Genomic DNA, 24,603 nt, shown 5'->3' with positions numbered 1-24,603 from the left:
ACGATGCGCCGCAGTCTTGGACTTCGCGACCTTCTCCAGCGACTCTCGCTGGCCCTGCGACATCACCAACGAATCGGCAGCTGCGGTCATCTACGAACACTATCGCAGAACTAGTTACTCAAATGCGCGACACACCACTAGGTCGCACAGGCAGAGCCAGCTTCAGGTGCGCGTCAGATGCGGCTCCGTATGACTGGAGCGCCAAGCAGGTCCTTCCCTACGCCGAGGCGCTGCGCTTCGGGAACATCCAGTGCGCCAGCGAACGTGAAGGTGTGCGCTGCGACCATCTCGACAACGACCATGGCTTCACGATCAGCCGATCGGCGTACCGCCTCCGGTAACGGTTCGCGAGGCCCGCCGCGATTGGCCAGGCCACGTACCGATCCATGAGGTACGCCAATCGAAGGACTAACCTCGGCTTCGTGCCAGTTCGCGCGGTGGTGACGACCCTCTGCAGCTCGCTGGCCGTGTTAGGGACCGCTTCCTGCGCACCGTCCGTCCCGGGACCTGACAAGTCTTCGGCGGCCCAGGTCGCCGTCGACCAGCTCTGTCGGTTGGGGGTGCCTGTGGACGGGACTGTCGAGGAGCTGAAGTCACTCAGAGCGGCCGTCGATACCGCGATTCGTCCATCCCTTGGGACCTCTCGGGGCCTCGACCAAGCGGAGCGCGATGCTCTGCAAATTGGCATCGTGCTCCCCGCCACAATCGACCTCGCGATCATCAACAAGCAGTTTCCAGGGCGAAGGCAGGAGTTCGAGAAGATCACGCACCCTAGGTTCGCTCCTGGACCCGTCCAGGCGTTCAATTCGCTTGCGGAAGCGCGAACCGCCCTCTCGAAGGCGTGCGCGGCCCGATAGGGCTGTAGATCAGGCTGCCCCGAACCGGGAGTACGTGCCGCTATTTCCCGCAGCTGGGGAGCCCACCGTCGGTTCGTCAGCGACGATGGTTGGCACACCATCGGCCTCACGCACGAGGGCGGCCTGGGATTCACAACGGATGGTGTGAGCGTCTGGGACCCGGTGCTGTTCTCGACGCAGCGGGTCATGGTGTGAAGGGTGACCGCGCGGGAGGACTGGGTCGCGCACGACTTCTCCGTCGAGCGAACCGATCGCAGGGTGATCAGGTCGTCTTGAGCGCCCTGACGGGGCTGGTGGTCGCGGCGGACAGCGAGTCACCGGCGAACGAGAGCCGGTAGCTCCAGGTGCCGAGCGTCGACGGGGCCGCGGTGACGACGGAGCCGACGCCGTTGACGACGGGGATCGTCGCGACGCTGTCCCAGGAGGTCCCCGACTGTCGCTGCAGCGACAGCGAGACCGAGCGCAGCGGGGTGATCCGGGCCGTCCAGGTGATGGGCGCACCGCCCAGCGCGGAGGAGACCGCCGAGAGCGCCAGGCGGGGCGTGACGGTCACCGCGGTGGTCTGGGCGGCGACGGCGGTGCCGTAGCCGACGACCCCGGTGACGCGGACGCGCACCACCGACGACAGCGTCGGCTTGGCCAGGACGGAGAAGCTGCCGTCGGTCAGGGTGAGCGCCGTGCCGACGGTGGTCTCGGCCTGACCAGTGGCCTGTTGGGTCACGGTCACCTTCACGCCGGCGGCGGCGGACGTGACGCCCCAGGCCGTCTTGGTCACCGATCCCTTCACTGTCATGGCGCCGCCGTAGGCGAGAGCTGTCGGACTGGCAGAGGTGACGGTCACGGCCGGGGTCCAGCTCGCCACCGCGAGGCTGCTCGAGGTGCTGCGCGCGCCGAGCAGAGCGGGCTTCGTGGGGAGCTCGGCGTAGAGGGCACCGCTCGTCTTCGGGGTGACGGTGACCGCCCAGGTCCCGTCGTACGCCGTGCTGGCACTGCCCAGCGTGACGGTGGTGGTCGCGCCCGTCGGGAGCAGTCGCACCGACACGACCTGTCCGGCTGCGCCGTCGGTGACGCCGCCGGAGGTCTTGAGCAGGCGACCCGTAATCCGCAGCGGGGCGGCGTAGCCAATGCTCGTCGTGGCGGGCACGGACGTCAGCGACGTGGCGCACGGCGCGGTCGAGGTCACGGCTGTCTCCGTGGAGGAAGCGGCGGTCCATGCCGTCGACGCGACGCTGCGGGCGGTGTAGGCGACGCCGGAGACGACGGTCTGCAGCGCACTGCGGGCCACACCCGCAGCATCGGTGACGGCGCTGCCAATGACGGTCGTCGTCGTACCCGCCCTCTTGAGGAACTCCACGCGCACGCCCTTGACCGGGGCCGAGCTGGCGCTGTCGAGGACGGTCCCGGTGAGGGCGACGAGCGAGCCGGTGCAGCCGGAGTAGGCGGATCCGCTCCGCCCGTCGACGAGCAGTGAGGTCGCCGAGGTGCGCTGCTGCGACGAGAAGGTCAAGGCACCGGTCGCCCGCGCGGTCGCGCCAGTGCTGTCGGTCGCGGTGACCGTGACGGTGGTGGCGGTGAGGTTGGCCGCGCTGCAGGTGACCTCGCTCTGCAGCAGCGTCGGGTCGGAGAAGGTGCAGTCCGTGCGGGCGCTGGTCCAGCGCACGGTGGCGGTGCGACCGTCAGGGACGACGGGCGTCGCGGTGACCTGCGTCGCGAGCCCGGCGAGGCCGGGGTTGTTGACCGCGAGCGTCACGCCGAGACTCGTCACGGTGCCGGGAGACCCGCCGCCGCTGCCGTCGCCACCGCCGATGAGGAAGCGGCTGTCGGCGGCGTTCCAGTGGGTGTCGAGCCAGGACCCGGCCGTCGGCGCCGTCGAGAAGTAGTCGTCGGCGCGGCAGTCGAGCAGCACCTCGTTGTCGCTCGCGCAGACCTGCTGCATCGCCACACCCGAGCCGTCGGAGTAGCACATCCGGTCGGACTCGTCGTAGCAGTGGCCGTTGGTCGTGCGGTGCGGTGAGCCCGGCAGGACGGCACCGAGGGTGTGCACGAGCTCGTGCGCCTCGACCGAGCCGGCGAGCCCCCAGCAGCCCGTGTCGATGCGCGACATCTGCGGGTAGCTGCCGTTGTTGGGGTTGCTCTGCCCGTCGGTGCTGTAGGGGTAGACCTGCCCGACGCCGCACAGCACGCTCGCGTCGACCCACATGAGGTACTTGCGGGCAGGGCTGGTGTGTCCGAGCGCGCTCACCGCAGAGATCGTCGAGGAGAACGACGCGTTGGCGCCGGTGGGCACCGTGACGTTGAGGACGTCGGCGCTGCAGGTCCCGTCACCGTTGTCGGAGGTGACGTAGCGGACCCGGCGCACCCCGCCGGTGAGGGCGGCGCTGCGGTTGACGACGTCGTCGACGCCGGCGGCCCACTGCTGGATCGAGGCGCGCAGGTCGGCGAAGCGGTTGGGACGGTCGGCGGCCACGACGTACATCGCCTGGACGCGGTAGCCGCTGGTCCCGTCCCCGTCGCAGGCGACGGTGGACCCGGCGGCGTAGGACGTCGGGGTGGGCGTCCCGCTCTCCTGCGCGGCGAGCACCGCCTCGGCCGAGGCGCCGTCGCGGGCCCCGAGCTCGGACGTCGACACCGGGCGCTCGACGTCGATGCCCGGTGGCGTCTCGTCGACGTGGATGCAGGCGCGCGGCGCGCCGGGCCACACCGGAGCGGTGCTGCCGCCGGGGCAGGGGTCCGCAACCGCAGGCGGTCGCGCAGCGGCGACTGCCACGAGCTGTGCGCCGACCAGTGCGAGGACCAACGTTGCTCCTGCGTGCACGGCGAGGCGCCGCCGTCCCGTCCCTGGGCTCATGCCCCGATGCATCGGTCCGCCGAGGTGGGGGCCGTGTCACCCCGCCGGGTAGGACTGCTTCCGCAGGTGCAGCGCCGCCATCCGGTCGCCCCAGGAGGTGATCGAGTCGTCGTGGGTGGTGGCGAGCGCGAGGTGGATGCGGTCGCCGAAGCGGCCGAGCCAGTGGTCGCGGTCGAAGCCGGCTGGGCCGTGCAGGGCCCCGAGCAGCGAGCCGGCGGTCGCGCCGAAGCTGTCGGTGTCGTTGCCCTGGCTGACCTGCAGGCCGATGCCGTCGGTCGCGCCGCGCGCGAAGCGCAGCGTCACGAGCAGGGTGCCGAGCTCCTGCACGACGCGGCAGTGGCCGTAGCTCGCGAAGCGGGTGTGCAGCCGGTCGTGGGCGTCGAGCCAGTCGTCGGCCGCGCGCACGTGCGCGAGCGACTCGTCGAGGACCGCTCGCAGCCTCGACTGCTGGGGTACGACGGAGGCGGCCGTGAGCGCGACGTCCTCCCAGTCGTCGGCGACCAGGGCGGTGGCGACCGCGGCCGCGGCCCACATCGCGGAGTAGACGCCGGTGCGGCGGTGGGTCAGCGACGCGTCGACATAGGCGAGGGAGGCGGCCGCGACCGGGTCGCCGGGGTGGGCGTAGCCGTAGGCGTCGACGCGGATCAGCGCCCCGCACTGCTCCGTGCCGGGGACGAGCGCACCGAGGCTGAACGGCGCGCCCGTCGAGGACGCCAGCCCCGCGGCGAGCAGTGCGACCCGCTCGGGTCCGAAGGTCGCAAGGACGGGGAGGTTCAGCAGCCACAGCCGCAGCAGGTCGTCGTGGGTGAACGCGTCGCCGTGCCGCTCGAGGGCCACCGTCGCGAGAGCGGTGTAGCCGAGGTCGTCGTCCTCGGGGACGTGCGCGATGCGCTCGCGGACGCACTCCGGCCACTGCGGCTGGCGGTCGCGCAGCCCCTCGCTGGTGGCCTCCGTGACGTAGTCGGTGAACGGCCACTCGCCGGCCGGCTCGAGGGCGGCGCGCAGCTCGGCGAGGGTCGGGTCGTACTCGAACGGCTTGCCCAGCACGCAACCCGCGACCCGTGCCCCCCAGGCCGCACGCACCCGGTCGCCGACGTCGGAACCGGGTCGTCGGGCGGAGGGCAGCGATGGGCACTCCGAGAGCACCTCGTCGAGCGCCAGCGGCTCGACGTGCGGCCAGCCCTCCGCGACCGGGGCCTCCTGCAGCCGGCGCGCGAGGTCGGCCAGGGCGTCGAGCGAGGCGGGTGCGGCGTCGAGCGCGCGGGCCAGGTCGGTGACCTCGAGGCCCTGCTCGCGGGCGTCGTCCAGCGCGGTCAGCAGGAGGGCGCGCACCTGCTCCGGGTCGAGCAGCAGGCCGCTCATGCCGTGCGGGTCACCTTCGACAGACCGCGCGGCGCGTCGGCGTCGACCCCGCCGCGACGCGACCAGGCGAGTGCCGCGACCTGTCCGGCGACCAGGGACAGCACGGCCGCGCAGGCTGGGTCGTCGAGCTGGGGGAGCACCACGTCGTACGACGGGTGCGGCCCGATCCGCACGACGTCACCGGCGAGCGCTGCGGTGTTGGGGTCGTCGGGGTGCACGAGCGCGAGTGTCGTGGCAGGGACGGCGACCGGACCGTGCAGGTGCTCGACGAGCGGCTCGCTGCTGAGCAGCCGGCCGCCGGTCTCGGCGAGCTTGAGGGCGACCTCGGCGGCGACGTGCTCGGCGCCGAGACCGCCGGCGACGACGTGGGTCGGGTGGGCGCCCCGCACCAGCGGCGCGGGGTCGAGCGCGAGCAGCGCGGTCACCGCGTCGGCGAGCAGCCGGGGGTCGACCGGGCCGGCGAGGGCCCGCAGCAGCAGGACGGTCGCGGTCACCGACTTGCTCGCGGCGACGACCCGCTCCGGCCCAGCGGCGCAGGTGAGGGCGACGTCGGCCAGCCGGGCGAGGGTGCCGCCGGCGTTGGTGACGGCGATGACCCGGCAGCCGAGGTCCTGCGCGCGCCGCACCTCGGCGACGAGCGCCGGGGTCTCGCCCGACTGGCTCACCGCGACGACCACGTCGCCGGACCGCAGCACGGGCGGCGGGACTGCCGCCCCGGGAGCGGGCGGCACGTCGGCACGGATGCCGGCGAGCTCCAGGGCCGCGGCTCCGACCCCTGCGGCGTGGCGGCTCGACCCGGTGCCGAGCAGCCGGACCGAGGGAGCGGCGGCGACGAGCCGGCGGGCCTCGGACAGGGCGTCGGCGTTGGTGTCGAGGACCCGCGCGAGGACGGCGGGCTGCTCGCCGAGGTCGAGGGCGAAGCCGGCTCCGAGCGGGGTCACGGCTTGCACTTCTCCTTGCCTGCCTGGGGGTTGCCGGTCGGTCGCGGCTTCGGGGGGCAGGTCGGCTCGGGGGTCGCCGTCGTGGTCGGGGTGGGGTCCGTCGTGGGCGTCGGGTCGACGGTCTCGGCGAGGTAGAGCGCGGCCGTCATGGCGAGCACACCGACCCGGTTGCGGCAGTAGCTCGTCTGCGTCCCGAGCGCCGGCTCGCAGGCCTGCGCGCGCGGACCCGTCCCGGCGTTGGTGGCGTCGGCGGGCTCGTCGGCGTAGAGCTGGGCCCAGACCCAGCCCGGCTCGTCGAGGACCAGGTCGACGGTCCCGCCCGGGGTGAGGGTCGCGCCGGCGAGGACGGTGCGGCCGTTGGACCGCAGGTCGACCAGGCCCGTGGCGGCGGGGTCGAGTGAGCGCACCCGCAGCGGAGTGCCCGGCTCGACGGTGTCGCCGACGAGGGCGTCGTAGCGCCCGTCGCCGTCGCGGTCGGCCTCGAGCAGCAGCGGTGCGCCGCCGGCCGCCGGCGGGCGGAACGACACCGAGGTGCGCCCGGCGCGGATCGCCTCGAGCACCCCGCGCTGGCTGCGCTCCTCTGCGAAGACCCAGGTGGTCGGGTTGCCGACGCCCTGCACCGCGGCGGTGGACAGCCAGTGCGAGTCGCTGCCGCCGGTCGGGGCGACCCGGGCGCCCGAGGACAGCCAGCACTCCCAGTAGGCGAGGGCGTCGCCGTTGGAGGTGCCGGCGGGCAGCGGCGGCTGGAGGTGGTGGCCGATGTTCCAGACCTCGACGGAGTCGACAGGCACTCGCAGGCCGTACTTCCAGTGCATCGACGGCAACGCGGAGCAGTCCTCCACCGGAGCGGTGACGTCGTCCGCGGGGTGGTTGGCCTGGAACAGCCCGCCGTCGGCCCGCAGCGCGTCGGCCATCGCGCGGATCGCGTCGTCGGTGTCGCCGGCTCGCGGGTAGACCCGCTGCGCCCCGAGCATCTGCGCGTGGCCGCCGATCGAGTTCTCGTAGCCCTTCACCCCGATGACGCCACTCGTCCCGAAGCCCGGGTCGTTCACCGAGTCGTAGCCGCTCTCCTGCGGCGCGGAGTCGGAGTGGTGGTCGGTGAGGGCGAGGTAGTCGAGGCCCTTCGCGGACGCCTCCGCGAAGCGCTCGGTCGGCGAACCGCTTGCGGTGTAGGCCTCCTCGGGCGCGGTGTTGTCGTCGTCCGGCCCGCAGTAGGCGTCGTGGGAGTAGCAGGTGTGCACGTGCAGGTCACCGGCGAGCCACTCGCCGGTGGGGGCCGCCGTGCCGGCCTCGAGCCAGACCGGCGAGCTGTAGCCGACCGGGGTCGCGCCGTCGCGGACTCGCAGGAAGAGGTAGCGGTCACCGGCAGCGCGGGTGACCGTCGTCGTGAGGTCGTCGGTGCCGGTCGCGACGACCCGGCCGCCGGTGGTGACGAGCTCGAGCGTCAGGCCGGTGCGGCCGGTCGCGCGGGCGGACGCAGCCACCAGGTGACGGTCGCGCGCGACGAGCCGGCTGCCCATGACGGCGCCGTCGACGGTGAGCCCGAGCCGCACGTCAGGGGTGCGTACGGCGTAGAAGCGCCTGGCCTGCATCGCCTCGCGCAGCGCCGGCGCGGACCGGTCGCGGGCGAGCACGACGGTCTTGGCCCACGACGGCCCGCCCCAGTCGTCGGTGCGCTTGTGCCCGAGGTCCTCCGCGCCCACAGCGCCGACGTGCCAGCCCTGGTCGAGCGCGTCGTCGAGCCGGTCGCCGTAGTGGTCGGTGTCGTTGAAGACCTCGAGCCCAACCATCTGGCGGTCGGCGGTGGGCTCGTAGGCGAAGCCGTTCCAGTCGCGGCCGGGGTCGCTGCCCCCGACGACCTGGAGCGCCTTGGCGCCGGGGTGGTTGAAGGTCGCGAGCCCGTCGCCGCCACCGCCGAGCTCCGGGCGGGTCGTGAGCCAGCGGTAGAACGTCGCCATCGAGGCATAGCCGCCGTCGACTTTCGCGCCGGTCTGGTGCTTCGAGAAGTAGGTGTTGATGTGGCCGTAGCGGTCGCTGGTCCACTCGAAGCCGCGTACGCCGACGAAGTCCTCCGTCGTGGCCGCCTCGGCGTAGTCGGCCATCGCCTCCCACTTGGTGGCGGCCTTGACGGGGTCGCTGTCGGCGACCGCGCACCCGGTGACGCCCGGGCCGAGGCACTCGTCGTTGGCGACGAGCGGCACGCCGAGGGTGTCGCTGTGCTCGCCCGCCATGAGGAAGTCGTTGCCGGTGCTTTTCGCAGCGGCGTAGTAGTCCTCGGGTGTCGACCCGGGCCAGCCGTCGGAGTAGCCGCTGTGCTCGTGCAGCGGCCCGACCAGCTCGACGTGGCCGGCGGGGACCAGCGGGGCACCGGCCGGCGCGCCGACGAGCGACAGGGCGGGCAGCGGAGTGACTGCCAGCAGGACAAGTGCGGCACCGGTGAGGGCACGACGGGGACGGAGCACGGACGACCTCCTCAGGACTGGGCGACCACGGTGTCGGCCCAGCGGAGCACCTCGGTGGCGGCCACGTCGGCGACCTGCGCCGCGGACAGCCCGTCGACTCGCTCGATCTCGGCGAAGGTCGCGCCGGGCACGAGCCGGGCGACCTCGCGGGCGACCGCGATCGGGTGGATGACTGGGTCGCCGTCCCACGCGACCACGTGGGTCGGGACCTGGAAGCCGGGCAGCGCCGCCGGGTCGACGGCCTGCTGGTCGGGGATGCGGCGCATCGCGACCCGCAGCGAGGCGAGGTCGTGGGTGCGCATCGCGGCGACCAGGTGCGGGTCGGCCCGCGGGTCGTCGGGGTGGAAGCCCGTGCAGAGCTCGATCACGCCGTCGAGGCCCTTGCGGGACCCGCGCCACAGGGCCGCGCGCAGCATCGCGAACTGCAGCCGCGGGGGTCGGCGCAGGGCGTTGCCGCCCGGGGCGATGAGCAGCAGGCCGCGGGCCCGGCCCGGGTGGAGCGTCTCGTGGCGCAGGATCGTGTTGGCGCCGTGGCTGCCGCCGACCAGCAGTGGTCGGGTAAAGCCGACCTCGTCGAGGACGGTGGAGAGGTCCGCGGCGATCCGGTCGTAGCCGTAGCGGCTGCGGTCCAGCAGCGGCGTCGACCGGCCGTGGCCACGGGTGGAGTAGTGCAGCACCCGGAACCGGTGCGACAGCCGGTCCACGACCGGGCGGCCGTCCTCGAGGCTGCCGGAGAGGCCGTGCAGCCAGACCAGCTCCGGCCCCTCGCCGACGACCTCGGCCTCGAGCTCCACGTCGGCCTCGACCGCGACCCTCACGCGACCCGCTCCTGCAGCTGCGCGTAGGCCAGCGCGAGGCCGTAGGCCGATGCGGACTTGAGCTCCGGCGCAGCAGCGGTCGGCTGCACGTCGCGGTCGGGCAGCGCGGCGGCGAGCGCGTCGACGATCGCCGGGTAGCGGCGGGCGAGGCCACCGGCGACGACCACGAGCGGCGGGTCGGCGAGCGGCTCGAGCCGCACCGCCCGGGCGACGGCAGCTGCCAGCGGGCCGATGCGTGACTCCGGCAGCGGGTCGGGCAGCGCCCATCCGGCAGCGACCGTCTCGAGGCAGCCGGTGCGGCTGCAGGGGCACAGCGCGTCGCCGAAGCCGGTGGTGTGGCCGAGCAGGTTGGCGGCGGCAACGACCGGGCCGGTGCGTACGACGGCACCACCCACACCGGTGCCGAGGCCGACGAAGACCAGCGGCGCTCCGTCGCGCAGCGCGGACTCGCCGAGCGCGGCTGCTTCGGCGTCGTTGAGGAGCAGCGCGGCCGACCGGCCGAGGCCGAGGGCCTCAGCGGGGTCGACGTCGAACCACCCGAGGTTGCTGGCCGCGAGCACGCGGTCTCCCTCGATGAGGCCGGGGACCGCCATGAGCAGCGGCACCCCGGGCGGAGGCACCGCGCCGTCGAGCACCCGCGCTTCGCCGCTGCCGAGCACCACCGTCTGCGTGCTGCCGCCCCCGACCTCGACGCACGCCACCGGCGCTGTCGGGTGGGTGGCCACGGAAGGCTCCGCTCGTCGAGGGGGATGCAGTAGTTTGCATGGACAGTTTGCAAATTGACGACGCCGGTGTCAAGGTGCGACGCGACACAGCGACGACCCTGACAGGCCGACGGCCCTGACAGGACGACGCAGGAGGAGGACCCGGTGCTGGCGCTGCGCGGCGGCCGCGTGCTCACGGCCGACGGCTGGTCCGACGCCGACCTGCTCGTCGACGGCGACCGCATCGCCGGCCCCGACGCCGGCCCCGATGCCGGACGCGACCCGGTCGAGGTCCTCGACGTCACCGGCTGCGTCGTCGCACCTGGCCTGGTGGACCTGCACGTCCACGCCGCCGGGGGAGCGCCCTGCCAAGGCCCGCGGGCCGACCTGCCGGCCGTCTCCCGGGCGCTCGCGCGCGGGGGCGTCACGGCGTACCTCGCCACGGCTTTCGCGGCCCCGCTGCCTGAGCTGCGCGCGCTTGTCACCGCCCCCCGCCCGAGCGAGGGCGCACGCTGCGTCGGCGTGCACCTCGAGGGCCCGTGGCTCTCGCCCGCCGCCGCGGGAGCCCAGCCGCCCGAGGCCCTGCGTGTGCCGGACGTCGCCGAGGCGCTGGCGCTGCTCGATGCCGGCGACGTCCGCTGCGTCACCGTCGCACCCGAGCTGCCCGGTGCGCTCGACCTCGTGCGGGCGCTGGCCGACCGCGGGGTGCGGGTGTCCCTGGGCCACAGCACCGCGACCTACGCCGAGGGCGTGGCGGCGGTGCGGGCCGGCGCTACCGGCGTCACCCACTGCTTCAACGCCCTGTCGCCGCTGACCGGTCGCGAGCCCGGGCTGGTCGGGCTCGCGCTGACCGAGCCCGACCTGGTCGTCGAGGTCATCGCCGACGGCGTCCACGTCCACCCGGCGTCGGTCCGGGCGCTCGTCGCCGCCCGCGGCCCGCAGGGGGTGGCCCTGGTGAGCGACTGCGTCGACGGCTGCGCGCCCGAGGGGCTGGTCCGCGACGGGGACGTCCTGCGGCTGGCCGACGGCACCCTCGCCGGCTCGGGGCTGTCGCTGTCCGACGCGGTGCGCCACGTGGTGTCCTGGGGCGTGCCGCTCGCCGACGCCCTCGCGATGGCGTCCACCACCCCGGCCCGTGCGCTCGGCCTCGACGTCGCGCTGCGGCCGGGGGCGGTCGCCGACGTCGTCGTGCTCGACGCCGACCTGCGGGTGCGCCGCGTGCTCGTCGCGGGGGTGCTCCAGTGACGCCGCGGGTGGTCGAGACGGCCCGCGGGCCGGTCGAGGTCGCGGAGAGCGGGAGCGGCCCGGCTGTCCTGCTGGTGCACGGCTCTCCCGGCGACTGGACCCAGGCAGTCGCGCTCGCCCGCGACCTGTCCTCGACGCACCGGGTGCTGCTGCCCTCTCGACCCGGCTACGGCGCGACCCCGCTGCGCACCGGCCGGACCCCCCGGGAGCAGGCCGACGCCTACGCCGCGCTGCTCGACGCGCTCGGGATCGAGCGGGCCGCGGTCGTGGGCATCAGCGGCGGCGGGCCGTCGTCGCGGGCCCTCGCCGCCCACCACCGCGACCGCGTCACCCACCTCGCCCTGCTGTGCGCCGTCGCCGAGCACCTCATCACGGTGCCGCGCGGCATGCGCGCGCTGGCCGGCGTGCCCCTGCTCTGGGACGCCTTCGCGACCCTCGCGTCCCGCCGGGCGCAGGCTGCGCTGCGCGACCCCGCGGCAGTGGTCGCCCAGAGCGTCGCCGAGCTCGGGCCCTCGGAGCGCGAGCAGGTCGACGCCGACGTCGAGGCCGACCTGCTCGAGTTCGCGGGCTCGCGCGCCCGCGCCCTGCGGTCGGTCACGGGACTGCGCAACGACCTGCGCGCCTTCCACACCGCGCGCCAGCCGGCGGACTGGCCCGCCGGACCCGGCGTACCTGCCCTGGTCCTGCACGGCGACGCCGACACCGTCGTGCCGCTCGCCCACGGCGAGCACCACCGTGACACCCTTCCGGGCGCGCGGCTCGAGGTCCTGCCCGGGGTCGGCCACGCGTTCCCGCTCTCGCTGCGCCGCCAGACGGCGCGCCGCCTGCTCGACCACCTGGAGGCGTCGTGACGCTCGCCCTCGACGGGGGCACCCCGGTCCGCACCCGCCCGCTGCCGACCGGCAAGGGCAGCGAGCTGCTCGGTGCGCAGGAGCGCGAGGCGGTCCTGCGGGTGCTCGACCGCGGCGCGCTCTTCCGCTACTACGGGCCGGTGCCGCCGCAGGAGGTCGCGGCCTTCGAGTCCGAGGTGGGTGCGCTGCTCGGCGCCCGCGCGGTCGCGGTGTCGTCCGGCACGGCAGCGCTGCGCACCGCGTTGGCGGCGCTGGGGATCGGGCCCGGTGACGAGGTCGTCGTGCCGGCCTGCACCTTCGTCGCCTCGGTCAACGCGGTCGTGCTCGCCGGGGCGCTGCCGGTCTTCGCCGAGGTCGACGACACGCTCTGCCTCGACGCCGCCTCGGTCGCGTCGGTCCTCACGCCGCGCACCGCCGCCGTCATGCCGGTGCACCTCGACAACGGCCAGGCCGACCTCGACGCGCTGCTCGCCGTCACCGGCCCCGCAGGCGTCGCCATCGTCGAGGACACCGCCCAGTCGATGGGCGTGACGCTGCACGGCCGCCGGCTCGGGACCATCGGCGACATCGGTGCCTTCTCGATGCAGCTCGACAAGAACATCACCACCGGGGAGGGCGGCGTCGTCGTCACCTGCGACGAGCGGCTCGCTCTGCGTGCTGCGGCCTTCCAGGACCAGGGGGGCCACTTCCTCACCCAGCACGGCGCCGGTCGCGACCACGCGCCGGAGCCCTTCGTCGGCGACAACCTGCGGCTCACCGAGCTACAGGGCGCGCTGGCCCGCGCGCAGCTCGCCCGCCTCGACGGGCTGCTCGACCGGATGCGGGCGGCCAAGGCCCGCATCCTCGCGACCGTAGGACCGCTCGACGGCGTGGCGCGGCGCCGCTACCCCGACCCGCTCGGGGAGGGCGGCTCCGGCATCGCCCTGCTGCTTCCCGACAGCGCGACCGCGGCGCGCTTCGCCGAGGCGCTGTGCGCCGAGGGAGTGCCGGCCGGCTCGCCCTACGGCGGGCTGCCCGTTTACGCCACCCCCGCCGTCCTCGAGCAGCGCACCGCCTCGATGAAGGGCCACCCCTGGCACGTCCCCGGCGTCGCGCCCTACGCGATGGGGATGTGCCCGCAGACCGAGGACCTGCTCCGCCGCACCGTGCGCATCGGGGTCTCACCGGCGTACGACGACAGCGACTGCGACGACGTCGCGACCGCCCTGCGCAAGGTCGCCGACGGGGTGCTGCACGGGATGGCCAGCGGGGTGCCCGCATGACCGTCCGCGTCGCCGTCGTCGGGTGCGGCACCGTCGCGCGCACCGGTCACCTGCCGTCGCTGCGCCTGGGCGGCGACGCCGACGTCGTGGCCTTCGCGAGCCGAAGCGCCCGCAGTGCCGAGCTCGCCCGCAACGCGTGGGGGTCGGGCGACGCGACGACCGACTGGCGGGCCGCCGTCGCGCGCCCCGACGTCGACGCGGTGCACGTCTGCGTGCCCAACGTGCTGCACCACGAGGTGGCTCTCGCTGCGCTGCGGGCCGGCAAGCACGTCCTCGTCGAGAAGCCGCTCACCACGACGCTGCGCGACGCCGATGAGCTCGTCGCCCTCGCCGACCGGGAGGGGCTGCTGCTGGGTCAGTGCTTCGAGGGCCGCATCTCGCCCGGCCTGCAGGAGCTGCGCCGCCGCGTGCCGGCCATCGGTGAGGTCGAGCGCGTCGAGGTCTCGCTCGGCCACGCCGGTCCGCAGTCCTGGTCTGCGGACAGCGGGTGGTTCCGCGACCCCGCGCTGTCCGGGGGTGGGGTCCTCATCGACCTGGGCGTGCACGTCCTCGACGCCCTGCGCTGGACGCTCGCCGACCTCGAGGAGGTCGTGTCGGCCGAGCTGACCGGGCCGGTCGAGGAGGTGGCGTCGCTGGAGCTGCGCCTCGTCGGTGGCACCCCGGCGTCGGTGGTCGTCTCGTGGCAGGCGCCCGAGCAGCAGTTCTCGTTCCGCTTCACGGGGGCGCGCGGCACCCTGGAGGTGGACGGCGGCCGACTGCTGCAGGACGGCGCCGAGGTCGAGGTCGGGCAGCCCGAGCTGCGGGGGACCGCCGGAGCCTTCGCCCGGTCGGTCGCGACCGGCTCGCCGCTCGTCGCGGACGGCCGCGACGGACGGGCCGCGCTCGCCGCAGTCCTCGCGGGCTACGAGTCGGCCCGCACCGGGGCGCCGGTGACGGTCGCGTGACGCTGCTCGCCGGGGTCGCCGTCGCCGACATCACGCCCACCGCCGCGGTGCGCCTGGCCGGCTTCCTGCACCGCGAGCCGGCCGTCCCTCGGCTCGTCGTCGCAGACCCGCTGCAGGTGCGTGCGGTCGCGCTGTCCGACGGTGCGGCCACCGCCGTGCTGCTCGTGCTCGACCTGGTGGGCCTGTCCGCCGAGGCCGGGGCAGCGCTGCGGCTCGCCGTCTCCTCCACCACCGGCGTGCACGTCGAGCGGGTGCTGACGTCGTGCACCCACACGCACTCCGGCCCCGACACGCTGCTCGGGATGGACCTGCACCCCGGCTACCCCGAGCTGCTCGCCGCGGCCTGCGTCGATGCGGCCTCCCGTGCTCTGGCCGACCTCGCTCCGGTGGCGCTCGGCATCGCCGAGGTCGACGTGCCGGTCACGCTCGCGGTGAACCGGCGCGGCCGGTCCCACGTCCCTCGCCTGCAGCTGCTCGACCTGTGGCGGTCCGGGTCGCGGCTCGCCTCCGTCATCGGCGTCGGCATCCACCCGGTCACCCACGGGCCCGACGTGCACGTGGTCACCGCCGACTGGGTCGGGCACTGCCGCACCGCCCTCGAGGCGGCGCTCGGCGGCACGGCGGTCGTCGTCGCCGGCGCGCTCGGTGACGTCAACCCGCCGGGCGGTGACGGCTACGACCGGGCCGGCGGCGGCCCGTCGCTGGCGGCCTCGGTGGGTGCCGCGGTGGCCGCCCTCGCGGTCGCCGCCGCCGCCCGGGTCACCGACGGCGGGGTCCACCTCGAGCTGTCGCACCGCGCGATCGAGCTGCCCGTCGCCGAGGCCGAGCTGTCGCGGCTGGTCTCCGGGGGTCAGGCCACCGTCGTCGCCGAGCTGCTGGAGTGGCAGGTCGGGACCGCGCACCTGGTGTCGATGCCGGGCGAGCCGCTCGGGGCCTTCGCGGCCGAGGTGACCCGGCCGGGCACCGTCGTGCCCGTCGGCCTCGCGCCGTCCTGGTACGGCTACCTTCCGCACCCCGACGCGCTCGACGGCGGCTACGAGGACGAACTCGGTCTCGGCGCCCCAGCCCTGCGCGCCCTGCTCGACGCGCTGGCGGCGGCGTGACCGTCCACGGCGTGCTCGAGGGCTTCTACGGCGAGCCCTACGCCGACGACGCCCGGCTGGCGCTGCTCGCCTGGCTGCCGACCGCCGGCGGGCGCGACTACGTCTACGCCCCGAAGGACGACCCGTTCCAGCGGGCACGCTGGCGCGAGCCCTACCCACCCGACCGGATGGCCCACTTCGCCGAGCTGCTCGCGGCGGGGGAGCGTCACGGCGTACGCGTCGGCTTCGTCGTCTCACCGGGTCTCGACTGGGCGCCGGCTGACGAGGCCGCACTGGTCGCGAAGCTGCAGGCGTTCCACGACCTCGGGGCGCGGCTGCTCGGGGTGGCCTTCGACGACGTGCCGCCCGGCGGCGAGGACCTCGGGCGGGTCCATGGCGAGGCGGTGGCCGCTGCGGTCGCGGGGCTCCCCGACGACGTGGAGTGGGCGACCTGCCCGGTCGACTACGGCACGGACCGCGTCACGTCGTACCTGCGTGGGTTCGTCGGCGCGCTGCCCGCCGATGTCGACGTCTACTGGACCGGGCCGGGGATCCTGTCGGCCGACGTGCCGACCTCGCTGGCGCAGGACCTGTCGCGCGAGCTCGGGCGGCCGCTGCTGCTCGCCGACAACTTCCCGGTCTCCGACGGGCCGATGGCGGGGCTGCTGCACCTCGGGCCCTACCCGCACCGGCCGGCCGACCTGCCGGCTGCTCTCGGCGGGCTGCTGCTCAACCTCGGCCCGCGACCGGTGGCGTCCCGGCTGCCGGCCGCGGCCGCGCTGCGCTGGTGGGCCGACCCGTCGCAGGACCGGACCGTGGTGTGGGAGGCCGAGCTCGCGGCCGTCCCGGGCCTCACGCCGCTCGCCCGGGCCTGCCGGTCCTGGCTCACCGATCCCGGCCCCGACCCGGAGCTGCTGGGGTGGGCCCTCGCCGCCCTCGACGGCGACGGCCGCCTCGAGGCCTTCCTCGCCGCGGGCTGCCGCGACGGCCTGCCCGCCGAGTGGGTCGCCGACCTCGAGCCCTGGCTCGAGGCCTGGGAGTGGCACGCGATGGCGGTGCCGGTGCTGCTCGAGGCGCTGCGCGGCGGCTCGCCCGGCGCGGCCTTCACCGTCGCCGAGGTCTGGCGGCGCGGCCTCGCGCAGGAGCGGCAGCTGTTCGGGACCCGCTTCGCGCTCTACCCGCTGACCCGGCGCGACGGCGACGCCGAGCTCGTCGACCCCGCCGGGCTCGTCCGCGGTGACACGATCCTGGATGCGATGTGCCGCGAGGCCCTCGCCCGACTGACGGGAGCCCGATCGTGACGGTGCTGGAGGCACGTGGCATCGCAGTGTCCTTCGGTGGGGTCAAGGCGCTGCAGGGCGTCGACCTCACCGTCGAGGCCGGAGAGGTCGTCGGCGTCATCGGGGCCAACGGCGCCGGCAAGACGACGCTGTTCGACTGCCTGTCGGGCATCACGGCCTGCGAGGGCACGGTGCTGCTCGACGGGGTCGACGTGTCAGGCGCCCCGATCCACGCGCGGGCCCGCGCCGGTCTTGGTCGCTCCTTCCAGGACGCGCGGCTCTTCCACTCGATGTCGGTGCTCGACACGCTGCGCGCCGCCTCCGAGCGGCACCGCCCGGTCGGGTCGTCGCTGCTCGGCACCCTGCTCGGTGGCAGCCGCGTCCGCGAGGGCGAGCAGGTCGCGACCCGCAGCGCCGAGGAGCTCGTCGAGGTCTTCTCGCTCGGGGGCTACCGCGACAAGCTCGTCGGCGAGCTCTCCACCGGCACCCGGCGCATCATCGACCTGGCCTGCCTGCTCATCGCGCGGCCCAAGGTCGTGCTGCTCGACGAGCCGTCGTCGGGGATCGCCCAGCGCGAGACCGAGCAGCTCGCCCCGCTGCTGCTGCGGGTGCGCGACGACCTCGGCTGCGGGCTCGTCCTCATCGAGCACGACATGCCGCTGGTGCTCTCGCTCACAACCCGCCTCTACGCCCTCGAGACCGGCCGCGTCATCGCCGAGGGCGAGCCGCAGGACGTCGTGCGCGACCCGGCCGTCGTGCGCTCCTACCTCGGCTCCGACCCCGCCGCCATCAACCGCTCCGGCTGACGCGGGCCCTCCCGCTGCCACCCCCTGCACTCGCCCACCGCCCGACCCGCGCCGCCCCGCGTTCATGATCAACAGGTGGCCTGCACGGAACTCGCCGGGGTGTTTCGTGCAGACCCCCTGATGATCACGGGGCTGGGGCGGCGGCAGCGGGAGGGGCCGCTGGGGGCACGACGGGGGCAGATGTGGCGATCATGCACGCGGGCGGACGCTCGCGTGATCGCCACATCCGAGGGCGTACGACGGGGTCAGGCCGCCAGGGTGAAGCGCTGGGACAGCACGAGTCCGGCCGCGCCCAGCAGGCTGGCGTCCTGGTCGAGCGAGGACAGCAGCACCTCGACCGACTCGCGGACGTGCGGCAGCGAGCGCGCGGCGACCCGCTCCGCGACGAGCGCGCGCAGGACCTCGCCGCCACCGACGACGTCGCCGTGCAGCAGTAGTCGTGTGGGCGCGAGCAGGTGCACCAGCGTCACGAGGCCGACCGCGAGGTGGTCGGCGTAGCGGGCCAGCAGCGCGCGCGCCGGGTCGGAGTCGAGGGCGACGAGCGCGGCGGCGTCGAGGGAGACCGCACCGGGCAGGCCGAGCGCGGCGGCCTCGGTGCGCAGCCAGCGCAGCGTCGCGACGGTCTCCCAGCAGCCGACCAGCCCGCAGGAGCAGGGCTCGCCATCGAGGGCGACGACGGTGTGACCGAGCTCGCCGGTCGCGCCGTCGGCGCCGCGGTAGAGCTCGCCGTCGAGGACGAGGCCGACCCCGAGACCGGAGCCGGTCTGCACCGACGCGAAGGTCGCGACGCCGCGGCCGTCGCCGAACCACTTCTCCCCGAGGGCTTGCGCGCGGGCGTCGTTGTCGACGAGCACGGGCAGCGCGTGGGCCTGCTCGAGCGCGGTCGCGAGGGCGCGGCCCCGGGCGCCGGGCACCGGACCGGAGCCGACGACGGTGCCGGTGGCGGGGTCGCAGACGCCCGGCACGGCGACGCCGATGCCGAGGACCGCGGCGGGCGCGCCGGTGACCGCGCGGGCGACGCCCTCGAGGACGGCGGCGACCAGCTCGTCGCTGCCCGCGCGGGCGGTGTCGCAGGGGACCTCGACGCGGATGAGGACGTCACCGCGGGCGTTGACGAGCGCGGCCTCGACGGCGTCGCTGCCGAACGCGACGGCCGCGCAGATCCCCGCGTCGCGGCGGAACCACAGCGGCCGGCCGGGCTTGCCGACCTTGCCCGAACCGCGCACCGGCTCGCTCTCCTCCAGCAGCCCGTCGTCGACCAGGCCCTGGGCGATGGTGCCGATCGTGGCGCGAGGGACGCCCGCGAGTCGGGCCAGCTCGGCGCGCGACAGCGGCCCGTGGTCGCACAGCGCGCTGAGCACCCGGGAGCGGTTGACGTCACCCATCTGCCGGTTGCTGAGCAGGACCGTGGTCACCGACACCGAAACACTCCTCGTTGACCCTGGCGGCGAACAATGTAATCTACTGCTACAAATAAGCCCTGCACTCACCATCCTGCCCTGAAGGTGGACGAGCGTGACGGATCCCCGCACGAAGCCTGTCGCGATCGCGGCTGCCGCAGTCCTCGTGACGTCCCTGCTGTCGGTCGGGCAGGTGCGCTACGAGCTCGACCAGCAGAAGGCGTCCGGCCCCGACGCGCTGGCCGGCGCGCCGGACCAGGTCGTGGTGCCGGGGGAGAGCTCCACGACCCCCGACGGCCAGCCGATCCCCACCGCGTCGGCCACGGCGACGACGGGGCCCGGCGCGCAGCAGCCCGGCTCCACCCCGGGCACGCGCCCGGGTCAGACCGTGCCTGGCAGCGTCCCGACCACGGTGAAGCCCGGCTCTACCGTGGCCGTCCCCGACTTCGGGCTCCGCACCCAGGGCGTCACCCCGACCTCGGTGAAGATCGGTCTCGACTACAACAAGTCCGGCTGCGGCGACGCGGGCGCTCTCGAGGCGGCCCTCGGCCCGGCGGTGGTCGGCGACCCGGAGAAGGCGGTGGCGGCGTTCACCCGCCACGTCAACGACACCGGCGGCGTCCGCGGCCGGACCCTGTCGACCGTCACCGTCGACGACGGCGGCCTGCAGTGCCCCGAGCGCAACACCGCGGCCGCCATCGAGATGGTCGACCAGCACAAGGTCTTCATGGCGCTGGTGGGCCTGCACCCCGTCGGCGACGCGGTCCTCAAGCGCAAGATCCCGATCTTCGGCGGACGCTCGACCAAGGCCGAGCAGAAGAGCCGCGGGATCGGGCAGTTCCAGCTCTTCCAGGACGCCGACAGCGACTTCGCCAACTGGGCCAGCTTCGGTCGCCACTACCTCGGTACGTCGCCGGACGGCCCGGTCGAGAAGCGCGCCTGCTTCGTGCACCCCGACACCGAGGACTTCAACAACCAGGAGAAGATCCTGGTCGCACTGATGAAGGCCGAGGGCCTGTCCTTCGCCGATGTCATCCGCTACGCCGACGACGCCTCGACGGCCCAGCAGCAGGCCACCGCCGCGGTCATCCGGATGAAGGGCAAGTGCGGCCAGGTCTGGTTCGTCGCCAACAACGCGATCGGCATGATCTTCTTCAGCAACGCCGCCGAGCAGCAGGACTGGCACCCGATCTACACCTTCACTGGCCGCACCGCGCTCATCGACGCCGCGCTGGGCGGCTCGCTGATGAACCAGAACCAGTGGGTCAACGCGATCGGGCTGTCGCCGCGCATCAAGCCCGGTGACCACCCCAACGAGGACAACTGCACGAAGATCTACGAGAAGTACTACCCGGGCGACGGCCAGTCCGGCTCGGCATCGGTGCTGATCGCCTGCATCGCCATCCTCACCTCGACGGAGGCCATGGAGCGGGCCGTGGACCTGACCGGGGTGCTCACCGCCAACTCGCTGCAGGTCGGCGTCAACGCCATCAAGCGCGACTTCTACTACGACGCGCACGTCCCGATGACCTACACCGTCCCGACCAGCCTGGCGCGGCCGTTCGACTTCACCGGCTACGACCACCAGACCGTGGTGCGGTGGGACCGCAACGCCGGCGACTACTCCTTCCCGGAGTACCCCAAGTACTGGAGCCGCTTCGGACCGGGGAAGTCCGGTGGCGAGGACCTGCGTCCGCTGTTCGACGACACCTGGAAGAAGCCCTAGTTGGACCTCGTCCTGCTCGGTCTCACGATCGGGATGGCCAACGCGCTGCTCGCCGTCGGCCTCGTCCTCATCTACATGAGCAACCGCGTCGTCAACTTCGCCCACGGCGAGATCGGCGCTTTCGCGGTCGCGCTCATGCTCACCTTCACCCAGGTCCTCGACTGGGCCTACTGGCCGGCGCTGCTGGCGAGCCTCGCCGGCACCGCCCTGCTTGCCGCCGCCATCGAGCGCACCGTCATCCAGCGGCTGTTCCGCAGCCCTCGCCTCATCGTGCTCATCGCGACGGTCGGGGTCGCCCAGGTCGTCACCGTCGGCCGGCTGGTCCTGCCCAAGCCGAAGAACGGTGACGACGCGGTCTTCGCCGGAGGCGGTACGTCGTTCCCCGTCCCCTTCAGCGAGCCGTCCTTCGAGTTCGGGCGCGTCATCATCGGGCCGCAGCACCTGATGGTCCTGGTCGTCGGCCCGCTCGCCGTCCTCGGCGTCGTGCTCTTCCTGCGGCGCAGCGTCTACGGCATCGCGATGCGCGCGTCGGCGGAGAACTCCGCGCGCGCCCAGCTGCTCGGCATCCCGGTCCGCCGGGTCAGCACCCTGGCCTGGGTCATCGGTGGCCTGCTCGCCGGCATCGGCGCGATCCTGCTGGCCCCGATCGTCGGCTTCTCGAGCACCGAGGCGGTCGGCCTGCCGCTGCTGGCCCGCGGCCTGGCCGCCGCGACGGTCGCGCGCTTCGAGTCCGTCGGGCTCGCCTTCGGGCTCGGGCTCGTCTTCGGCCTCGTCGACCAGCTCGCGATCTTCTACACAGGCAAGAGCGGCGTCACCGACGCGGTCGTGCTCGGTGTGGTGCTCGTCGTGCTGCTCCTGCGCCGCTTCGAGAAGCGCCGCACCACGGCCTCGGAGGAGTCGTCGTGGGCGGTCTCGGACCCGGTGCGCGCGCTGCCTCCCGAGATCACCGGCGACCGCCGCTGGCGGGGCGTCGTGCTCGCGAGCGTCGGCGTCACCGCCACCCTGCTCCTGCTCGCGCCCGGTGTGCTCAGCTCCTCGAGCACCTTCCTGCTGGCCACCATCGGTGCGGTCAGCGTCGTGACGATCGCCCTGACCGTGCTGTCCGGCTGGGGCGGTCAGCTGTCCATCGGCCACTGGGCGCTGGCCGGCGTCGGCGGCGTCCTCGGCAGCCGGCTCCACGAGGTGCTGGGCGTGCCGTTCTGGCTGGCCTTCCTCGCCGTCGGTGCGCTCGGGGGGCTGATCTCGCTGCTTCTCGGACTCCCGGCCCTGCGGCTGCCCGGGCCGCTGCTGGCGGTGGTCACGCTCGGCTTCGCGGTCGTGTGCTCCACCTGGCTGTTCGACCAGCCGTGGTTCGCCGGTACCGGTGTCCTCGAGCGCCCCGCCTGGATAGGCATCGACACCTACTACTACGTCTGCCTCGTCTTCCTCGTCGTCGTCATGCTCGGGGTGCGGACCCTGCAGCGCGGGCGCTTCGGCCGCAACGTCGTGGCCGTTCGCGACAACCCCGCGCAGGCCGCCGCGATGGGCATCGCGGTGGTCCGCACGAAGCTCACGACCTTCGTCCTGTCGGGCACCCTGGCGAGCCTCGCCGGCTTCCTGTGGGCAGCCGGGGTGACCACCGCGAGCCCCGAGGCGTTCCCCGCCCACCGCTCGCTCGGCCTGCTGGCCGCGGCGATCATCGGCGGCCTCGGCTCGGTCGGCGGGGCGGTGCTCGGCACGGCGTACCTCCTTGGCATCCCCTACTTCGCCGCCGACGTCTCGCCGTACTTCGGGATCCTCTCCACCGGCGTCGGCCTGCTCGTGCTCGTCCTCGTGCTGCCGGGTGGGCTGGCCCGGGTCGCCTTCGCGGTCCGCGACCGGGTCGCGCTGCTCGTCACCGGGGTCGAGGCGAGGCCGCGGGTCGAGCCGGTTCCCGAGCCCGAGCCCGAGCTCGAGCCGCAGCCCGTCCTCGTCGGGGCGGGCCGATGAGGGGACCCATGTCGCGGCTGCGGGGCTACCTCGACGGCGAGGACCCCAAGCCGGCCGCGGCGATGTTCGGCCTCAACGCCGTCGACGAGCTCGACAACGCGACCTTCATCTGGCTCGGCCCGATCATCGCGGAGTCCTTCGGCAAGGGCGTCGGCGCCTTCGGCGTCATCGGGATCCTGGTGCTCGTGGTCGCGCCGCTCATCGCGATCCCGGTGTCGCTGGCCGCCGACCGGCGGGCCCGGATGCCGATCGCGATCGCCTGCGCCGCGACGTGGGCGGTCTTCTCGCTCGCCTCCGCTGCCGCGTTCACGCTGACGCTGCTGGTGCTCGCGCGGATCGGCTCGTCGCTCGGCCGCACCGTGAGCTACCCCGTGCAGCTGTCGCTGCTGGCCGACTTCTACCCGCCGCGGGTGCGCGCGAAGGCCCTGGGCGTGCACTCCCAGGCCAACACCGTCGGTGCGATCTTCGGCGCCCTCGGGGCGGGGGTGATCGCGCAGTTCTTCGGCTGGCGCGCGGCCTTCGTCGTGCTGGCGATCCCCACGCTGCTGACGATCCTCGCGGTCCGCAAGGTGGCCGAGCCGGCACGCGGTAGCCACGAGCGCCGCGAGACCGAGGAGCAGCTGCCCTTCCGCGAGGTCTTCCCGCGGCTCTACGCGATCCGCTCGCAGCGCTACGTCTGGTTCGCCGGCATCTGGATCGTCGGCGGCGGCACGTTGGGCTCGGTGCTGATCCTGCCGTTCTACTTCAAGGAGACCTACGACATCGGTGCCTTCGGTGTCGGGGTGATCGGTGCGGTCGCCGGTCTTGGGGCCATGGTCTCGACGTTCATCGGGGCGAGGATCGCGCAGGAGCGCCTCAACGAGGCTCCCCACGTCGGAGTGCGCTGGATCGCCACGGTCATGTTCGTGTCCGCGGGCGTGCTGGGGGTCTTCGGCCTGGCGCCGACGCTGTGGATCACGATGCCCCTGCTGTTCGGGCTGTTCGCGCTGTTTGGACTGATCAGCCCGCTGCTTGCGACGATCGGCACGCTCATCGCGCCGCCCGAGCTGCGGTCGTCGGCGTACTCCATCGGGCAGGTGATCTGGCTGCTCGGCGCGATCCCGGCCCTGCTGATCGCCCTCATCGCGGATCAGGGGGGCTACGGCTGGGCCTTCGCTGCAGCGGCCCTGTGCCTGACCCGCGGGGTGTTCCACATCCTCACCGTCGCCCGCTACATCGACGCCGACGTCGCCCGTCGCGACCCCACCCATGTCGACGAGGGGGCCCGCACCGCGGCCGACGGCAGCGTGCTGCTGCTCGAGACCAAGGACCTCACCGTCTCCTACGACGGGGTGCAGGTGCTCTTCGGCGTGGACCTGCAGGTCCGCGAGGGCGAGATCGTCGCGCTGCTCGGCACCAACGGCGCCGGCAAGTCCACGACCCTCAACGCCATCAACGGCCTGGTCGAGCCCGACGGCGGCAACGTCTGGCTCGGCGGCGTGCCGATCACCGGTGAGCCGCCGGAGCGCACCACCGCCCGCGGCATCGTGCAGGCCCCCGGCGGTCGCGGCATCTTCCCCGGTCTCACCGTCGAGGAGAACCTGCGCCTCGGTGCCTTCCTGCTGCGCAAGGACAAGGCGCTGCTCGCGGCCCGCCTCGACGAGGTGCTCGACGTCTTCCCCGCGCTGCGCCCGCTGCTGGGCCTGCGCGCGGGCGCGCTGTCGGGCGGCCAGCGCCAGCAGCTGGTGCTCGCCCAGGCCTTCCTGCTCAAGCCGAAGCTGCTGCTCATCGACGAGCTCTCGCTCGGCCTCGCGCCGATCGTCGTCCAGGAGCTGCTCGCGACGGTGCGCCGGCTCAACGCCGAGGGCGTGACCATCGTGCTCGTCGAGCAGTCGGTCAACGTCGCGCTCACCCTCGCCGACCGCGCCTACTTCATGGAGAAGGGCACGGTCCGCTTCGAGGGCCCGACCGCCGAGCTCCTGCACCGCGACGACCTGCTCCGCTCCGTCTTCCTCGGAGGGCGCACCGACGCGCCCCTCGTGACCACCTGACCCTGGGGGACCGCTCC

The 24,603-nt window shown here is 74.1% G+C and carries 17 protein-coding genes; 10 read left to right on the top strand and 7 right to left on the bottom strand.

Annotation, left to right across the window (positions count from 1 at the left end):
- Nucleotides 1–1,119: 1,119 nt before the first annotated feature.
- From Q8R60_18550 to Q8R60_18525, 6 genes are all read right to left on the bottom strand, one after another.
- The gene (locus Q8R60_18550; GenBank protein MDP3714472.1) at nucleotides 1,120–3,654 is read right to left on the bottom strand and encodes a hypothetical protein; all 2,535 of its coding nucleotides are present in this window, start codon (nucleotides 3,652–3,654) and stop codon (nucleotides 1,120–1,122) included.
- An 87-nt stretch (nucleotides 3,655–3,741) separates the two neighbouring features.
- A complete protein-coding gene (locus tag Q8R60_18545) occupies nucleotides 3,742–5,067 on the bottom strand; it encodes an ADP-ribosylglycohydrolase family protein (GenBank protein ID MDP3714471.1) in 1,326 nt (441 codons plus the stop codon).
- Entirely contained in the window at nucleotides 5,064–6,008 is a 945-nt protein-coding gene (locus Q8R60_18540; protein MDP3714470.1) for an SIS domain-containing protein, read from the bottom strand. Before Q8R60_18540 ends, Q8R60_18545 begins: the two co-directional genes overlap by 4 nt.
- Complete coding sequence (locus Q8R60_18535) at nucleotides 6,005–8,470, bottom strand: CehA/McbA family metallohydrolase (GenBank protein MDP3714469.1); 2,466 nt, start codon at nucleotides 8,468–8,470, stop codon at nucleotides 6,005–6,007. Before Q8R60_18535 ends, Q8R60_18540 begins: the two co-directional genes overlap by 4 nt.
- 11 nt (nucleotides 8,471–8,481) lie before the next feature.
- On the bottom strand, nucleotides 8,482–9,288 hold the full coding sequence (locus Q8R60_18530) for an alpha/beta hydrolase (GenBank protein ID MDP3714468.1): 807 nt from the start codon (nucleotides 9,286–9,288) through the stop codon (nucleotides 8,482–8,484).
- Nucleotides 9,285–10,013: an ROK family protein gene (locus Q8R60_18525; GenBank protein MDP3714467.1), complete on the bottom strand. Its 729-nt coding sequence runs from the start codon at nucleotides 10,011–10,013 to the stop codon at nucleotides 9,285–9,287. The genes Q8R60_18530 and Q8R60_18525 overlap by 4 nt, the downstream gene beginning before the upstream one ends.
- A 144-nt stretch (nucleotides 10,014–10,157) precedes the next feature.
- On the opposite strand from Q8R60_18525, the gene nagA reads away from it, so the two are divergent.
- From nagA to Q8R60_18490, 7 genes are read left to right on the top strand one after another with little or no spacing between them, the layout of a single operon-like run.
- Nucleotides 10,158–11,237: an N-acetylglucosamine-6-phosphate deacetylase gene (gene nagA / locus Q8R60_18520; protein MDP3714466.1), complete on the top strand. Its 1,080-nt coding sequence runs from the start codon at nucleotides 10,158–10,160 to the stop codon at nucleotides 11,235–11,237.
- Nucleotides 11,234–12,088, top strand: coding sequence for an alpha/beta hydrolase (locus Q8R60_18515; GenBank protein MDP3714465.1), 855 nt, complete (start codon nucleotides 11,234–11,236; stop codon nucleotides 12,086–12,088). Before nagA ends, Q8R60_18515 begins: the two co-directional genes overlap by 4 nt.
- A complete protein-coding gene (locus Q8R60_18510; GenBank protein MDP3714464.1) occupies nucleotides 12,085–13,350 on the top strand; it encodes an aminotransferase class I/II-fold pyridoxal phosphate-dependent enzyme in 1,266 nt (421 codons plus the stop codon). The genes Q8R60_18515 and Q8R60_18510 overlap by 4 nt, the downstream gene beginning before the upstream one ends.
- Nucleotides 13,347–14,294 (top strand): Gfo/Idh/MocA family oxidoreductase, encoded by a 948-nt coding sequence (locus Q8R60_18505; protein ID MDP3714463.1) that lies wholly within the window; start codon nucleotides 13,347–13,349, stop codon nucleotides 14,292–14,294. The genes Q8R60_18510 and Q8R60_18505 overlap by 4 nt, the downstream gene beginning before the upstream one ends.
- A complete protein-coding gene (locus tag Q8R60_18500) occupies nucleotides 14,291–15,397 on the top strand; it encodes a hypothetical protein (GenBank protein ID MDP3714462.1) in 1,107 nt (368 codons plus the stop codon). Before Q8R60_18505 ends, Q8R60_18500 begins: the two co-directional genes overlap by 4 nt.
- A complete protein-coding gene (locus Q8R60_18495) occupies nucleotides 15,394–16,677 on the top strand; it encodes a beta-N-acetylglucosaminidase domain-containing protein (GenBank protein ID MDP3714461.1) in 1,284 nt (427 codons plus the stop codon). The genes Q8R60_18500 and Q8R60_18495 overlap by 4 nt, the downstream gene beginning before the upstream one ends.
- Nucleotides 16,674–17,462 (top strand): ABC transporter ATP-binding protein, encoded by a 789-nt coding sequence (locus Q8R60_18490; GenBank protein ID MDP3714460.1) that lies wholly within the window; start codon nucleotides 16,674–16,676, stop codon nucleotides 17,460–17,462. Before Q8R60_18495 ends, Q8R60_18490 begins: the two co-directional genes overlap by 4 nt.
- Nucleotides 17,463–17,707: 245 nt before the next feature.
- Here Q8R60_18490 and Q8R60_18485 read toward each other — a convergent pair whose 3' ends face one another.
- Entirely contained in the window at nucleotides 17,708–18,883 is a 1,176-nt protein-coding gene (locus tag Q8R60_18485; GenBank protein MDP3714459.1) for an ROK family transcriptional regulator, read from the bottom strand.
- Nucleotides 18,884–18,977: 94 nt separating this feature from the next.
- Between Q8R60_18485 and Q8R60_18480 the strand changes: the two genes are divergently transcribed.
- Genes Q8R60_18480 through Q8R60_18470 form a run of 3 tightly spaced genes read left to right on the top strand, consistent with a single transcriptional unit; the run spans nucleotide 18,978 to nucleotide 24,586 of the window.
- Complete coding sequence (locus Q8R60_18480) at nucleotides 18,978–20,588, top strand: ABC transporter substrate-binding protein (protein MDP3714458.1); 1,611 nt, start codon at nucleotides 18,978–18,980, stop codon at nucleotides 20,586–20,588.
- Nucleotides 20,589–22,556 carry an ABC transporter permease gene (locus Q8R60_18475; GenBank protein ID MDP3714457.1) on the top strand — a complete coding sequence of 656 codons (1,968 nt, stop codon included), beginning with the start codon at nucleotides 20,589–20,591 and terminating at the stop codon, nucleotides 22,554–22,556.
- An 8-nt stretch (nucleotides 22,557–22,564) separates the two neighbouring features.
- Complete coding sequence (locus Q8R60_18470; protein ID MDP3714456.1) at nucleotides 22,565–24,586, top strand: ATP-binding protein; 2,022 nt, start codon at nucleotides 22,565–22,567, stop codon at nucleotides 24,584–24,586.
- Nucleotides 24,587–24,603: the final 17 nt, after the last annotated feature.

Source organism: Mycobacteriales bacterium (assembly GCA_030697205.1).
Classification (GTDB): domain Bacteria; phylum Actinomycetota; class Actinomycetes; order Mycobacteriales; family SCTD01; genus JAUYQP01.
The sequence above is the reverse complement of the archived record's forward strand: the minus strand, read 5'-3'. Positions and strand labels throughout refer to the sequence as shown.

Bases quoted from the DNA above. Each gene is read 5' to 3' on its own strand.
- Q8R60_18545 (MDP3714471.1), bottom strand. From the start codon at position 5,067: ATGAGCGGCCTGCTGCTCGACCCGGAGCAGGTGCGCGCCCTCCTGCTG.
- Q8R60_18505 (MDP3714463.1), top strand. From the start codon at position 13,347: ATGACCGTCCGCGTCGCCGTCGTCGGGTGCGGCACCGTCGCGCGCACC.
- Q8R60_18470 (MDP3714456.1), top strand. From the start codon at position 22,565: ATGTCGCGGCTGCGGGGCTACCTCGACGGCGAGGACCCCAAGCCGGCC.